Raw genomic sequence first — 14,088 nt, 5'->3', positions numbered from 1 at the left:
GTGGCGTGCGTCGGGTCCTGTTTTCAGGACTCGAGGGCATGCGCGCGGCTTGCCTGGTCTCAGGAGATTCGAGCAAGGGGGTGCAGCTATGTCCTGAATACGGGCCATAGCTGCACGTGAACCCGCCAGAGTCCTGAATACAGGAGCCTGAAAACGGGGTCCTGAAAACAGGACCCGGCCCGGACGCCGAACCGGCACCGAACCCCGCGAACCGCTACCAGCTCACCGGCAGCGCCTTGCCCTCCTCGTACCCTGCCGCCGACTGGATGCCGACCAGCGCCCGCTCGTGGAACTCTGCGAGCGTCCGCGCTCCCGCGTAGGTGAACGAGCTGCGCACGCCGGTCGTGATCATGTCGAGGAGGTCTTCGACGGACGGCCGCAGCGGGTCCAGGTAGATGCGCGAGCTCGAGATGCCCTCCGCGAACAGTTCCTTGCGGGCCAGCTCGTAGGCGTCGAGCCGCTCGAAGCGTCCCTTGACCGCCTTCGTGGATGCCATCCCCCAGCTCTCCTTGTACAGACCGCCCTTGCCGTCCCGGGCGAGCGCCCCCGGAGCCTCGATCGTGCCGGCGAACCAGGAGCCGATCATCACGGACGCTCCGCCCGCGGCGAGCGCGAGCGCGACGTCGCGCGGGTAGCGCACGCCGCCGTCGGCCCAGACGTGCGCGCCGAGTTCGCGCGCCGCCGCACTGGTCTCGAGCACCGCCGAGAACTGCGGTCGCCCGACCGCCGTCATCATCCGGGTCGTGCACATCGCGCCGGGGCCGACGCCGACCTTCAGGATGTCGGCGCCGGCCGACACGAGGTCGCGCACCGCCTGCTCGGTCACGACGTTGCCCGCGACGATCGGCAGGCCGAGGTCCAGCGACTTGACTGCGTGGATCGCGCGGAGCATGCCGTCCTGGTCGCCGTGCGCCGTGTCGACCACGAGCACGTCGACGCCCGCGGCGGCCAGCGCCTTCGCCTTGCCCGCGACGTCGCCGTTGATGCCGACCGCGGCGGCCACCCGGAGGCGGCCGTCGGCGTCGAGCGCCGGCGTGTAGATCGTGGAGCGCAGCGCGCTGCGCTTGGACAGGGTGCCGACGATCCTCCCGTGGTCGAGGACGGGCGCGAAGTCGATGCCCGCCGCATCCATCACCTGGAAGGCGGCACGACCGTCGGTGAGATCCTCGGCGTCGAGCGAGGTGAGCGCTCCGTGCAGCAGATCGCCGACCCGCGCGTCGGCGAGGGCCGAGCCGAGCTGCACAGCGGCGAGGCAGCCGAGGTACGTGCCGTCGCGGTCGCTCACCACGATCCCGTGCCCCTCGACGGCCGGGATGCGGCGCAGCACGTCGGCGACGCTCTCGTCGGGATGCGCCTCGTACGGGGTGTCGAACATCACCGGCTGCGCCTTCACCCAGCGGATCGCATCGTCGAGATCCTGCAAGTGCATGTCCTGCGGGAGCACGCCAAGGCCCCCGCGGCGCGCGAGGGTCGCGGCGAGCCGCTTCCCCGTCACCGAGTTCATGTTCGCGGACACGATCGGGATGGTCGCACCCGTCCCGTCGTTGGGAGCGAGGGAGACATCCAGACGACTCGTGACGTTCGAGCGCGACGGCACGAGGAACACATCGGAGTAGGTGAGGTCGTGGCGCGGAGTCGTGGCATAGAACTGCATGGGAATAACGCTATCCCGCGAGGCTGATCGCCCGCACCCGAGTACCGATGGGATTAGGCTTGAGGATCGGATGGAAGCGGACGGTGCAAGGCCGCCCGGACGAACGAAATCGATGGAGAGAGTGGGCGAGCGGCTGTGTCGAGCCAATTGACCGGAGTAGGAACCGAAGACGGCTCCGCGGGCGAATTCGGAGCCAATGAATGGCTCGTGGATGAGCTCTACGAGCAGTTCATCCAGGACAAGAACTCGGTCGACAAGTCGTGGTGGCCGACGCTGGAGAACTACCATCCGGCGGTGAAGGACGACTCGATCCCGTCGCCGGGTGAGACGCCCGCCCCGACCCCGTCGGAGCCCGGCGCACCGACGCCGCCGGAGCCGACGATCCCGAGCCCGGCCGAGCCGAGCATCCCGACGCCGTCCGAACCGACCCCTCCCGGCGCCTCGGAGCCATCGGCGCCGCCGTCGACACCGGCCCCAGCGGCCGCACCGTCCGCCGGCGGAGCGCCCGCGCCCCACCCGAACGAGCCGAAGCCGGTCACCACGCCCATCCCCATCATCGGCCAGCAGCCCGTCGCACGCACCACCTCGGTCGCGCCCAAGCCTCAGCCGGTGCCGGCCGACGCGCCCGTGACCGCGCCCAACGCGACCGTCGAGGCGACCGAAGAGGACAAGGTCACCCCGCTGCGGGGCATGTCGAAGTCGCTCGCCACCAACATGGATGCGTCGCTCACCGTTCCGACGGCGACGAGCGTCCGCACCATCCCGGCCAAGCTGCTGATCGACAACCGCATCGTCATCAACAACCACCTCAAGCGCGCCCGCGGCGGCAAGGTCTCCTTCACGCACCTCATCGGCTGGGCGCTCATCCAGGCGCTCAAGGAGTTCCCGAGCCAGAACGTCTATTACGAAGAGGTCGACGGCAAGCCGTCGGTCGTCGCCCCCGCCCACATCAACCTCGGCATCGCGATCGACCTGCCCAAGCCCGACGGCACGCGCGCCCTCCTCGTCCCGAGCATCAAGCGCGCCGACACGATGCGCTTCGGCGAGTACCTGGCCGCGTACGAAGACCTCGTCACCCGCGCACGCAACAACAAGCTGACGGCGACCGACTTCGCCGGCACCACGATCTCCCTGACGAACCCGGGCGGCATCGGGACCGTGCACTCGGTCCCCCGCCTGATGAAGGGCCAGGGTGCCATCATCGGCGCCGGCGCCCTCGAATACCCGGCCGAGTTCCAGGGTTCCAGCGAGAAGACGCTCGCCGGGCTCGCCATCGGCAAGACCATCACGCTCACGAGCACCTACGACCACCGTGTCATCCAGGGCGCCGGCTCCGGCGAGTTCCTGAAGATCGTGCACGAGATGCTCATCGGCAAGCGCAGCTTCTACGAGGACATCTTCTCCGAGCTGCGCATCCCGTACATGCCGATCCACTGGAACCCGGACATCAGCGTCGACCTGGCCAGCGCCGTCGACAAGACCGCCCGTGTCCAGGAGCTCATCAACTCGTACCGCGTGCGCGGCCACCTGATGGCCGACATCGACCCGCTCGAGTACAAGCAGCGCACCCACCCCGACCTCGAGATCGAGAGCCACGGCCTCACCTTCTGGGACCTCGACCGCGAGTTCGTCACCGGCCAGTTCGGCGACAAGCGCACCATGAAGCTGCGCGACATCCTCGGCGTGCTCCGCGACTCCTACTGCCGCACCGTCGGCATCGAGTACATGCACATCCAGGACCCGGCGCAGCGGAAGTGGTTCCAGGACAAGCTGGAGCGGCCCTACCAGAAGCCGACGCACGACGAGCAGCTGCGCATCCTCGGCAAGCTCAACGAAGCGGAGGCGTTCGAGACCTTCCTGCAGACCAAGTACGTCGGCCAGAAGCGCTTCAGCCTCGAGGGCGGCGAGTCGACCATTGCGATGCTCGACGCCATCCTGCAGGGCGCGGCCGAGGCCCAGCTGGACGAGGTCGCCATCGGTATGGCGCACCGCGGCCGGCTCAACGTCCTGACCAACATCGCGGGCAAGACGTACGGCCAGATCTTCCGCGAGTTCGAGGGCACGCAGGACCCGCGCACGGTGCAGGGCTCCGGCGACGTGAAGTACCACCTCGGCACCGAGGGCACCTTCAAGGGCGCCGGTGGCGAGGAGATCCCGGTCTACCTGGCCGCCAACCCGTCGCACCTGGAGGCGGTCGACGGCGTGCTCGAGGGCATCGTCCGCGCGAAGCAGGACCGCCGCCCGGCCGGCACGTTCCTCACCCTGCCCATCCTCATCCACGGCGACGCGGCCATGGCCGGCCAGGGAATCGTGGCCGAGCAGATGCAGATGTCGCAGCTGCGGGCCTACCGCACCGGCGGCACCATCCACGTCAACATCAACAACCAGGTCGGCTTCACCACGCCTCCCGGCGAGGGCCGCAGCTCGGTGTATTCGACCGACGTGGCCAAGACAATCCAGGCGCCGATCTTCCACGTGAACGGCGACGATCCGGAGGCGGTCGTCCGCGTCGCAGAGATCGCGTTCGCGTACCGCCAGGAGTTCAAGCGCGACGTGGTCATCGACCTCGTCTGCTACCGCCGCCGCGGCCACAACGAGGGCGACGACCCGTCGATGACGCAGCCGCTGATGTACAGCCTCATCGAGGCGAAGCGCTCGGTACGCCGCCTGTACACCGAGGCGCTCGTCGGCCGCGGTGACATCACCGAGGAGGAGTACGAGCAGGCGCACCGCGACTTCCAGGACCGCCTGGAGCGCGCGTTCATGGAGACGCACGCGGCGCAGACCAACTCGACCCCCGTCCTGAACGCGGACGACTCCGGCGACCTCGAACAGGCTGCGCCTGTGGAGGACAACGTCGGCGAGCCCGAGACGACGGCGGTCAGCGAGCAGGTCATCCACATGATCGGCGACGCCTTCAACAACCCGCCTGCCGGATTCACGGTGCACCCGAAGCTGCAGCAGCTGCTCAACAAGCGCAGTGAGATGAGCCGCAACGGCGGCATCGACTGGGGCTTCGGTGAGCTGCTCGCCCTCGGCACGCTGCTGGTGGAGGGCACCCCGGTGCGCCTCGCCGGCCAGGATGCGCGCCGCGGCACGTTCGTGCAGCGCCACGCCGTCCTCCACGACCGCGTCAACGGCCAGGAATGGCTGCCGCTGGCGAACCTCAGCGACAACCAGGCGAAGTTCTGGATCTACGACTCGCTGCTGAGCGAATACGCCGCGATGGGCTTCGAGTACGGCTACTCGGTCGAGCGAGCGGATGCGCTGGTGCTCTGGGAGGCCCAGTTCGGCGATTTCGCCAACGGCGCCCAGATCATCATCGACGAGTTCATCTCTGCGGCTGAGCAGAAGTGGGGACAGCGGTCGTCGCTGGTCCTGCTCCTCCCCCACGGCTACGAGGGTCAGGGACCGGACCACTCCAGCGCCCGCATCGAGCGGTACCTGCAGATGTGCGCCGAGAAGAACATGACCGTCGCGCGCCCGTCGACCCCGGCGTCGTACTTCCACCTGCTGCGCCGCCAGGCGTACGCCCGGCCGCGCCGGCCGCTGGTCGTCTTCACCCCGAAGGCGATGCTGCGACTCCGTGGGGCGTCGAGCAACGTCGAGGACTTCACGAGCGGCCGCTTCGAGCCGGTGATCGACGACAAGCGGATCACGGACAAGTCGAGCGTCAAGCGCGTCCTGCTCATGGCCGGCAAGCTGTACTACGACCTGCTCAACGAGCTGGAGAAGAACCCGAACCCCGAGATCGCGCTGGTGCGGGTGGAGCAGTACTACCCGCTGCCTGCCGCCGAGCTCAAGGCCGTGGTCGACTCCTACCCGGATGCAGAACTCGTCTGGGTGCAGGACGAGCCGGAGAACCAGGGCGCCTGGCCGTTCATGATCCTGGAGACCTCGAAGCTCGGCCCGCGGCCGCTCGGCGTGGTCTCCCGGCCGCCGTCGGCGTCGCCCGCCGCCGGCTCGGCGAAGCGGCACGCGCAGGAGCAGCAGGTCCTCATCCAGCGCGCGTTGACGCTCTAGCCGCGTCGTCCCAGAGAGCCCCCGACCGTACCGTCGGGGGCTCTCTGGCGTCCAGCCTTCTGCCCTGGTGCGCCGCGGGCGCGCGCGGCGTAGCGTGAGTCCATGACCGTCGTGATGAACCACCGCCTCGGAGAGCCCTGCTGGGTCGACTGCGCGAGCACCGACGTACCGCGCGCCCGCGACTTCTACACGAGCCTGTTCGGTTGGACCGCGGACACCGCGGGCGAAGAGTACGGGGGCTACGTGACGTTCCGGCGCGACGGGCGCGCCGTCGCTGGCCTCGGCCCGGTGATGGGCGACGCGCAGGGCGACAGCTGGCTCACCTACCTCCTGGTCGAGGATGCCGACACGGCCGAGAAGGCGGCGATCGAAGCCAGAGCCCAGGTGATCGCGCCGACGATGACCGTCGGCGACCAGGGCAGGCTCGCGGTGATCGCCGACCCGGGCGGCGCGATCGTCGGCTTGTGGGATCCCGAGCAACATCGCGGCTTCGAGCTCGTGGCGGAGGTCGGCGCGCCCTCCTGGCACGAACTGTATGCGCGCGACTTCGCGGCGCAGGTCGGCTTCTACACGAAGGTCTTCGGCTGGACGACGCAGGTGCTCGGCGACACGGCCGACTTCCGCTACTCGACGTTCGGCGATCCGGATTCTCCCAGCGGCGGCGTCTACGACGCGAATGGGATGCTCCCGGAGGGGGTCCCCTCGCACTGGGTCATCTACTTCGGCGTGGCGGACGCGGCGGCAGCGGCCCAGCGGATCGTGGAGCTGGGCGGGACCGTGGTGCGCGATCCGTGGGATAGCGAGTTCGGGCGGTTCGCCCAGGCGACCGACCCGCTCGGCGGGCTGTTCTTCCTCCACGAGGTGGGATCCGGCAGCGCTGCCTGACCGCCACGCGGGCGAGGCCTCGAACGGTCTCGGTGAACGGGCTCGGTGAACGCCGGTCTAGTGGACGCTGGCCTGGAACGAGCGGATGCGCAGCAGCACCTCGGTGCGGAGCGTCTCGGGCGCGGTCTCCTTGCACGCCCGCTGCACCACCTCGGTCAGCACAACGCTGAGGTGCGCCTCGTCGGAGCATCCGGCGCAGTTCGCCAGGTGCTCGCGCACGTCGGCAGCATCCTCGCTGCACAGTTCGTTGCGCAGGTACTCCTCGAGTTCGGCCTTGGCCTTGTCACAACCGCAGTCGGTCATTTCTTGCTCCTGGGGGTCTGCACGGCCCGGTCTCCCTGAACGGCGGAGAGCCCACGCTCGTGCGCGTAGTCGGTCAGAAGCTCCCGAAGCATGCGACGGCCGCGGTGGAGGCGGCTCATCACGGTGCCGATCGGGGTCTTCATGATGTCGGCGATCTCCTGGTAGGAGAACCCCTCGACATCGGCGAGGTACACGGCCAGCCGGAAGTCTTCCGGGATGGCCTGCAGCGCGTCCTTGACGGCGCTGTCCGGCAGGTGATCGATCGCTTCGGCCTCGGCCGAGCGGCTCGACGACGAGGACATGGATTCCGCGCCTCCGAGCTGCCAGTCCTCGAGCTCGTCGATCGTCCCCTGATAGGGCTCGCGCTGCTTCTTGCGGTACGTGTTGATGAAGGTGTTCGTGAGGATGCGGTACAGCCAGGCCTTCAGGTTGGTTCCCTGCTGGAACTGGTTGAAGGCCGAGTACGCCTTCACGAACGTCTCCTGCACGAGGTCCTGCGCGTCGGACGGGTTTCTGGTCATCCGCAGGGCAGCCGCATACAGCTGGTCCATGAACGGCAGGGCCTGCTCCTCGAAGAGGGGGCCCAGATCCTCGGTCTCGGTGGTGCTCATCACCGGCCAGTCTAGTTGCGCGGCCGGTGCTGCGCCCCAGGTCGAGGATCCGGCAGGGTCGGCGAACCGTCGGCTCGAGACGCGAGGTGCGTCGAGTACGGCGGTGGCGACCACGGGTGGATCCTTCCTCATACCGGGAACACGGATAATCTTGACAACAATGCTGATCTCGAAATATTCCGCTCCGGACTTCGATCCGTACGGCGACAACCGGGCCGACGAGCCGAACACGCTGTGGCCCGCGCCGGTCGCGGACGCCCCGGTGACGGCGACCGTCTCCCTTCCCGGGTCGAAGTCGTTGACCGCGCGCGAGCTCGTGCTCGCGGCTCTCGCCGACGGCCCGTCACTCCTGCGCGCCCCTCTGCACTCGCGCGACAGCGCCAATATGGTGGAGGCTCTGCGCGCGTTGGGCGTCGGCGTCGAGGAGCGTCCGGGCGGCGGCGAGTTCGGAGCCGACCTGCTGGTGACGCCCGCCGAGGAGCTGCTCGGCAGCACCACGATCGAGTGCGGTCAGGCCGGCACCGTGATGCGCTTCGTCCCGCCGATCGCGGGCCTCGCGCTCGGGCCGACGATGTTCGACGCCGACGACTCGGCACGGGGTCGCCCGATGGGCGCGATCATCACGGCCCTCCGCGCCCTGGGCGTGGATGTGAACGACGACGGCCGCGGCTCCCTCCCCTTCACCGTTCACGGCACCGGGACGGTCGCCGGAGGCGCGATCGAGGTGGATGCGTCCAGCTCCAGTCAGTTCGTCAGCGCCCTCCTGCTCTCCGCCAGCCGCTTCGAGAACGGCCTCGATCTCACCCACTCCGGCGAGCGCCTGCCCAGCCTCCCCCACATCGAGATGACCGTCGCGGCCCTCGCCGCCCGCGGTGTGAGCGTCGAGTCACCCGAGACGGGACGGTGGATCGTCACCCCCGGCACGATCTCCGCGCGCGATGTGGACATCGAACCCGACCTCTCCAACGCGGCGCCCTTCCTCGCCGCCGCCGTCGTCACCGGCGGCACGGTCACCATCACCGGCTGGCCGTCGGCGACCACCCAGGTAGGCGCCGACCTCGCCGACCTGCTCCCGCTGTTCGGCGCGACCGTCACCCGCGACGGTGACCGGCTCACGGTGACCGGGCCGGAACGACCGAGCGGCGTCCTGCTCGACCTCTCCACGGGCGGCGAGCTCGCCCCCGCGCTCGTCGCGATCGCCGCACTGGCCGACGGCCCCAGCGAGATCACGGGGATCGGCCACATCCGCCACCATGAGACGGACCGGCTCGCAGCCCTCGCCGCCGAGATCAACGGGCTCGGCGGCCGCGTCACGGAGCTGGAGGACGGCCTGCGGATCGAGCCGCAGCCGCTCCACGGCGGCGTCTGGCGCAGCTACGAGGACCACCGGATGGCGACAGCCGGCGCGATCGTCGGGCTGGTGGTGCCGGGCGTCGAGATCGAGAACGTCGCCACCACCGCGAAGACCCTGCCGCAGTTCACCGAGCTCTGGATGCGGATGGTGCAGAACGGAACCTCCCAGAGTGTCTGACAACTCCGGATCGTGGTGGGACGACGGCCAAGACGACGAGGACGAGCTCGACCTCTACGACGAGTCCAGCATCCGCAGCCGCCCCAACCCGAAGGGCAATCGCCCCCGGACCAAGACGCGGCCCGAGCACGCCGACGCCGTCATCGCCCGGGTGCTGGGCGTCGACCGGGGCCGCTATACGGTGCTCCTCGACGAGGACACCGAGGAGGAGCACGCGCTGACGGCCGCCCGGGCGAGCGAGCTGCGGCGGAACCCGATCGTGACCGGCGACCGCGTCGCCGTCGTCGGCGACACCACGGGCGAGACGGGCACTCTCGCCCGCATCGTGCGCGTAGAGCCCAGGAAGACCCTGCTGCGGCGGAGCGCCGACGACACGGACGAGGTGGAGCGCATCGTCGTCGCGAACGCCGACCAGATGCTCATCGTCGTCGCAGCCGCCAACCCCGAGCCGCGCACCCGGCTGGTCGACCGCTACCTCGTCGCCGCGTACGACGCCGGGATCGAGCCCATGCTCTGCGTCACCAAGACCGACCTCGCCGACCCTGCGCCGTTCCTCTCCAACTTCGCCGGGCTCGACCTGCCCGTCTTCACCAGCCGTGAGGACGACATCCCCCTCGCCGAGATCAAGGACGCGCTCGTCGGGCACGACACCGTCGTCGTCGGGCACTCGGGTGTCGGCAAGTCGACACTGGTCAACGCGCTCGTCCCCGGCGCGAAGCGAGCGACCGGCCACGTGAATGAGGTGACCGGCCGCGGCCGCCACACGTCGTCGTCGACCGTGTCACTGCGCGTCGAGGACGACCGAGGTCGCCACGGTTGGGTCATCGACACCCCCGGGGTCCGGTCGTTCGGGCTGGGGCACGTGAACACCGACAGCATCCTGAAGGCCTTCACCGACCTGGCGGAGATCGCCGAGAACTGCCCGCGCGGCTGCACGCACCTGCCGGACGCGCCCGACTGCGCGATCATCGAGGCGGTCGAGGAGGGCAAGCTCGGCGAGACGGGTCGAGCACGACTCGACTCGCTGCAGCGGCTGCTGGAGACGTTCGCGCGCTGACCGCTCCTCCTGCCGCACGACGGAGCCCTGAGGATGCGAGGATGAGGACATGACTGATGTTCGACTCGAGGCGGGCGAGCAGGCTCCCGCGTTCAGCCTGACCGACCAGGACGGCAACGCGGTGTCGCTCGGCGACTTCGCCGGCAAGAACGTGATCGTGTACTTCTACCCCGCGGCGATGACCCCGGGGTGCACCACGGAGGCGTGCGACTTCCGCGACAACCTCAACTCCCTGAAGTCGGCCGGGTACCAGGTGATCGGGATCTCGAAGGATGCGCCCGCGCGGAACAAGGAGTTCCAGGAGCAGGAGGGCCTCAACTTCCCGCTGCTGTCGGACGAGGACCTCGCGGTGCACCAGGCGTACGGCGCCTACGGCGAGAAGAAGCTGTACGGCAAGACGGTCGAGGGCGTCATCCGCTCAACCTTCGTGGTGGACCCGGACGGCTCGCTCCGCCTGCCGCTCTACAACGTGAAGGCGACGGGTCACGTCGCGATGCTGCGGAAGAAGCTCGGGGTCGACGCGTAGCGGTCGACGCGTAGGAGTCGACGCGTAGCGATCGACGCGTAGCGCTCGACGCCTAGGCGGGCAGTCGCGGCACCGAGGCGAGCAGCCGACGCGTGTACGCCTCCCGCGGCGCACCGAGCACCTCTCGTGTCGGCCCCTGCTCGACGACGCGTCCGCCCTGCAGCACGACGGTGCGGGCGCACAGCGAGGCCACCACGCTGAGGTCGTGGGAGACCATCACCACGGTCATGCCCTCGGCGGTCGCGAGCTCGGCGAGAAGGTCCATGATCTGGATGCGTGTGGTCACATCCAGCGCGCTGACCGGCTCGTCGGCGAGCAGCACGCGCGGTCGCGAGACGATGGCGCGGGCGATCGCGATGCGCTGACGCTGACCGCCGGAGAACTCGTGCGGGTACCGTCGCCCGGCATCCGCCGGCAGCGCGACGGCCTCCAGAGCGCGCGCGACACGATCCCGGGCGTCGACGCCGCTCGCGATGCCGAGCGAGGCCAGCGGCTCTCCGACGATCCGGGCGATGCTCTGCCGTGGGTCGAGGGACGAGTACGGGTCTTGGAATACGGGCTGCACGCTTCGACGGAAGGTACGCAGCTGGGCGCGATCCCGCGGGTCGAGCGGCCGGCCGTCGAAGAGCACTTCGCCGCTCGTCGGGCGCGTGAGCCCCAGGAGGAGCGAGAGCGCCGTGGTCTTGCCCGCGCCCGACTCGCCGACGAGTCCGAGGCTCTTACCCTCCTCGACGGCGAACGAGACGTCGTCGAGCGCCGCCGACGACGCGCGACGGTAGCGGAAGCCCGCGCCACGGAGCTCGAGGATCGGCGTCATGAGACCTCCAGGGCGGCATCCAGTTGGCGGGCGCTGCGCACGAGTTCGGCCGTGTACGGGTCCTGTGGCGCCGCCAGGAGGCGTGCGATCGGCCCCTCCTCCACCACGCGACCCTGGCGGAGCACGAGCGCCCGCTGCGCCATCCGCGAGACAACGGCGAGGTCGTGGCTGACGAACAGCAGCGCCATGCTGCGCTCCGCCACGAGCCCCTCAAGAAGGGCCAGCACGTCGGCCTGCACGGTCACATCCAGAGCGGTCGTCGGCTCGTCGGCGATCAGCAAACGCGGGCGGCACGCGAGCGCGGCCGCGATCGCGACGCGCTGACGCTGGCCGCCGGAGATCTCCCACGAGTACGCGCGGGCGATGCGGTCCGGCTCCGGCAGGCCCACCTCGGTGAGCGCCTCGCCCACGGCCCGCCGGAGGTCGTCTCCCCGCAGCCCGAGGTGCCGCCGCAGGGGCTCCGCGACCTGCTGCCCGACCCGCATCAGCGGATCGAGCGCGGTCAGCGGCTCCTGGAAGACGGTGGATGCGACGCGCCCGCGCAGCGGGACGAGATCGCGCTCCCGCGTCCCGACGACCTGCACACCGTCGAGCACGACGCTGCCAGATGCCGCGAGCCCCTCCGGCAGGAGACCCGTGAGAGCGAACGAGGTCAACGATTTCCCCGACCCGGACTCGCCGATCAGGGCCACGCGCTCCCCTGGCGCCAGCCGGAACGAGACGCCGTCGACGAGCGAGACGCCGTCCCGGGTCGTGACGGACAGGTCCTCCACCTTCAGGACGCCCTTAGCGTCCGTTGCGGCGCTCATCGCGACCTCCTTCGCGTCGGATCCGCCACGTCCCGCAAGCCGTCGGCGATCAGATTGACCCCGATCACCAGGACGACGAGAGCGACACCCGGTGCGATCGCGCCGACGGGAGCCGTCGACACTGTGCCCTGCGCCTCCTGCAGCAGCCGGCCCCACGAGGCGTTCGGCGGCGGCGCACCGAGCCCGAGGTACGACAGGCTCGCCTCCGCCAGAACGGCGACCCCGAACTGCAGCGCCAGGTTGACGCTGAGCGTCGGCCAGATGTTCGGCAGGATATGCCGGGCGATCACTCCCGCCCACGTCGTGCCCGAGGTTCTCGCCGCCGTGACGTACTGCTGCCCGAGCACGCGCTTCGCCAGCACCCGGGTGAGCCGGGCGACGACCGCCGACATCGCGAGCCCGATGGCGATGATCGCCGTGCCGAGGGAAGCGCCCTGCGCGGCGACGATCAGCATGGCGAGGAGCAGCGTCGGGAACGCGATGAGGATGTCGAGCACAGCCGAGAGCGTGTCGTCGAGCCACTTCGTCGCGAAGGCCGCCAGCAGGCCGAGCGTCACGCCGATCACCGCACCGATCGCCACCGACCCGAGCCCGACGGCAAGCGCGATCCTGGCGCCGATCATCAGCTGAGTGGTCAGGTCGCGGCCGAAGCGGTCCGTCCCGAGCCAGTGAGCGGCGCTCGGCTGCTCGAGGCGCGTGCCGGAGGTGTCGGCCTGGGCGTAGGGCAGCCAGACGAACGACACCGCGGCGATGAGGACGATGAGACCCACGAGGGTGAGCCCGATGCCGAGCGTCACGGAACGCCGGCGCCGCCGCCCGCCAGAGCGGCCCGCCGGCTCCGGCGCGACGGCCTCCGTCGCCTGCTGCACGATTGCGCTCATACGTTCCCCGAAATGCTGCGGCGCAGCCGCGGGTCGACGAGACGCTGGGCGATGTCGGCGAGGAAGCCGACGATCAGGACCAGCAACGTGGAGACAAACAGGATGCCCTGGATGTTGGGGTAGTCGTGCTGCTCGATCGCCTTCAGCAGCATGCTCCCCAGCCCCGGAAGCGTGAACACGCTCTCGACGACGACCGCACCGAGGAAGGTGGTCGCCAACTCGATGCCGAGAATAGAGATGACCGGCACGGCGCCGTTCCGGAGACCGTGCCGCCACATCGCCCGCCCGAACCCTGATCCGAGCGCGCGGGCGTTGCGCAGGTAGTCGCTGCCGATCACATCCAGCGTCGCACTCCGGACGTAGCGGGAGATCGACGCACTCATCACGATCGCGATGGTCACCACCGGAAGCGCCAGCGACGTCAGCGCCGACGCGGGATCGGCCCAATCGTCACGCGGGAACCCGCCCGACGGGAACCAGCCCAGCGTGATGGCGAACACATCCACCAGCAGGATGCCGACCCAGAACACCGGAACGGCGATCCCCAATTGCGAGAACGCGGAGAGCACCACGCCGTACCAGCGGTCCGCCTTCCAGGCCGCCACGAACCCGATCGGGAGCGCCAGCACCAGCGCGAGGGCGAACGACAGCAGGGTGAGCGGGATCGTCACGGACAGCCGTGCGGCGATCTCCGGACCCACGGGCAGCGAGCTGATGAACGACTCCCCCAGGTTCAGCGTGACCAATCCGCCGAACCAGGAGAAGAACTGCTGCAGGATCGGCTGATCGCTCCCCACCTGGCGCTGCGCCGCCGCGATCTGCTCCTTCGTCGCGCCGACCGAAAGCAAGGCGTTCGACGGGTCTCCCGGGAGCACGCGCAGCAGGAAGAACAGCACCACCATGGCCAGCAGCAGCGACACCACGAGGAACGCGGTGCGACGCAGGAGGTAAGTAGCCATGGTCCAATCAGCGTAAATGCTCGGGGAGCCGG

At 69.6% G+C, this 14,088-nt stretch carries 12 protein-coding genes; 5 read left to right on the top strand and 7 right to left on the bottom strand.

Annotated features, from left to right (window positions below; genetic code table 11):
- Positions 1-214: 214 nt before the first annotated feature.
- On the bottom strand, positions 215-1,654 hold the full coding sequence (locus tag AB4Z18_RS16920; RefSeq protein WP_441783903.1) for a GuaB1 family IMP dehydrogenase-related protein: 1,440 nt from the start codon (positions 1,652-1,654) through the stop codon (positions 215-217).
- A gap of 135 nt (positions 1,655-1,789) precedes the next feature.
- Here AB4Z18_RS16920 and AB4Z18_RS16915 point away from each other — a divergent pair, with 135 nt between their 5' ends.
- Positions 1,790-5,677, top strand: coding sequence for a multifunctional oxoglutarate decarboxylase/oxoglutarate dehydrogenase thiamine pyrophosphate-binding subunit/dihydrolipoyllysine-residue succinyltransferase subunit (locus AB4Z18_RS16915; protein WP_441783902.1), 3,888 nt, complete (start codon positions 1,790-1,792; stop codon positions 5,675-5,677).
- A 102-nt stretch (positions 5,678-5,779) separates the two neighbouring features.
- Complete coding sequence (locus tag AB4Z18_RS16910; RefSeq protein WP_441783901.1) at positions 5,780-6,562, top strand: VOC family protein; 783 nt, start codon at positions 5,780-5,782, stop codon at positions 6,560-6,562.
- A 57-nt stretch (positions 6,563-6,619) separates the two neighbouring features.
- Here AB4Z18_RS16910 and AB4Z18_RS16905 read toward each other — a convergent pair whose 3' ends face one another.
- Positions 6,620-6,865 (bottom strand): zf-HC2 domain-containing protein, encoded by a 246-nt coding sequence (locus AB4Z18_RS16905; protein WP_441783900.1) that lies wholly within the window; start codon positions 6,863-6,865, stop codon positions 6,620-6,622.
- Positions 6,862-7,590: a sigma-70 family RNA polymerase sigma factor gene (locus AB4Z18_RS16900; protein ID WP_441783899.1), complete on the bottom strand. Its 729-nt coding sequence runs from the start codon at positions 7,588-7,590 to the stop codon at positions 6,862-6,864. Before AB4Z18_RS16900 ends, AB4Z18_RS16905 begins: the two co-directional genes overlap by 4 nt.
- Before the next feature lie 46 nt (positions 7,591-7,636).
- Here AB4Z18_RS16900 and aroA point away from each other — a divergent pair, with 46 nt between their 5' ends.
- From aroA to bcp, 3 genes are read left to right on the top strand one after another with little or no spacing between them, the layout of a single operon-like run.
- Positions 7,637-9,007 carry a 3-phosphoshikimate 1-carboxyvinyltransferase gene (gene aroA, locus AB4Z18_RS16895; protein ID WP_441783898.1) on the top strand — a complete coding sequence of 457 codons (1,371 nt, stop codon included), beginning with the start codon at positions 7,637-7,639 and terminating at the stop codon, positions 9,005-9,007.
- Entirely contained in the window at positions 9,000-10,064 is a 1,065-nt protein-coding gene (gene rsgA / locus AB4Z18_RS16890; RefSeq protein ID WP_441783897.1) for a ribosome small subunit-dependent GTPase A, read from the top strand. Before aroA ends, rsgA begins: the two co-directional genes overlap by 8 nt.
- 49 nt (positions 10,065-10,113) lie before the next feature.
- Positions 10,114-10,590, top strand: a complete 477-nt coding sequence (gene bcp / locus AB4Z18_RS16885) for a thioredoxin-dependent thiol peroxidase (protein WP_441783896.1) — start codon at positions 10,114-10,116, stop codon at positions 10,588-10,590.
- A 52-nt stretch (positions 10,591-10,642) separates the two neighbouring features.
- On the opposite strand, the gene AB4Z18_RS16880 is transcribed toward bcp, so the two are convergent.
- Genes AB4Z18_RS16880 through AB4Z18_RS16865 form a run of 4 tightly spaced genes read right to left on the bottom strand, consistent with a single transcriptional unit; the run spans position 10,643 to position 14,056 of the window.
- Positions 10,643-11,407 carry an ABC transporter ATP-binding protein gene (locus AB4Z18_RS16880; RefSeq protein ID WP_441783895.1) on the bottom strand — a complete coding sequence of 255 codons (765 nt, stop codon included), beginning with the start codon at positions 11,405-11,407 and terminating at the stop codon, positions 10,643-10,645.
- A complete protein-coding gene (locus AB4Z18_RS16875; protein ID WP_441783894.1) occupies positions 11,404-12,216 on the bottom strand; it encodes an ATP-binding cassette domain-containing protein in 813 nt (270 codons plus the stop codon). The genes AB4Z18_RS16880 and AB4Z18_RS16875 overlap by 4 nt, the downstream gene beginning before the upstream one ends.
- Positions 12,213-13,097, bottom strand: coding sequence for an ABC transporter permease (locus AB4Z18_RS16870; RefSeq protein WP_441783893.1), 885 nt, complete (start codon positions 13,095-13,097; stop codon positions 12,213-12,215). Before AB4Z18_RS16870 ends, AB4Z18_RS16875 begins: the two co-directional genes overlap by 4 nt.
- Entirely contained in the window at positions 13,094-14,056 is a 963-nt protein-coding gene (locus tag AB4Z18_RS16865; protein WP_441783892.1) for an ABC transporter permease, read from the bottom strand. Before AB4Z18_RS16865 ends, AB4Z18_RS16870 begins: the two co-directional genes overlap by 4 nt.
- Positions 14,057-14,088: the final 32 nt, after the last annotated feature.

The organism is Leifsonia sp. 2TAF2 (genome assembly GCF_052115085.1).
In the GTDB taxonomy this organism is placed as follows: Bacteria; Actinomycetota; Actinomycetes; order Actinomycetales; family Microbacteriaceae; genus Leifsonia.
The sequence above is the reverse complement of the archived record's forward strand: the minus strand, read 5'-3'. Positions and strand labels throughout refer to the sequence as shown.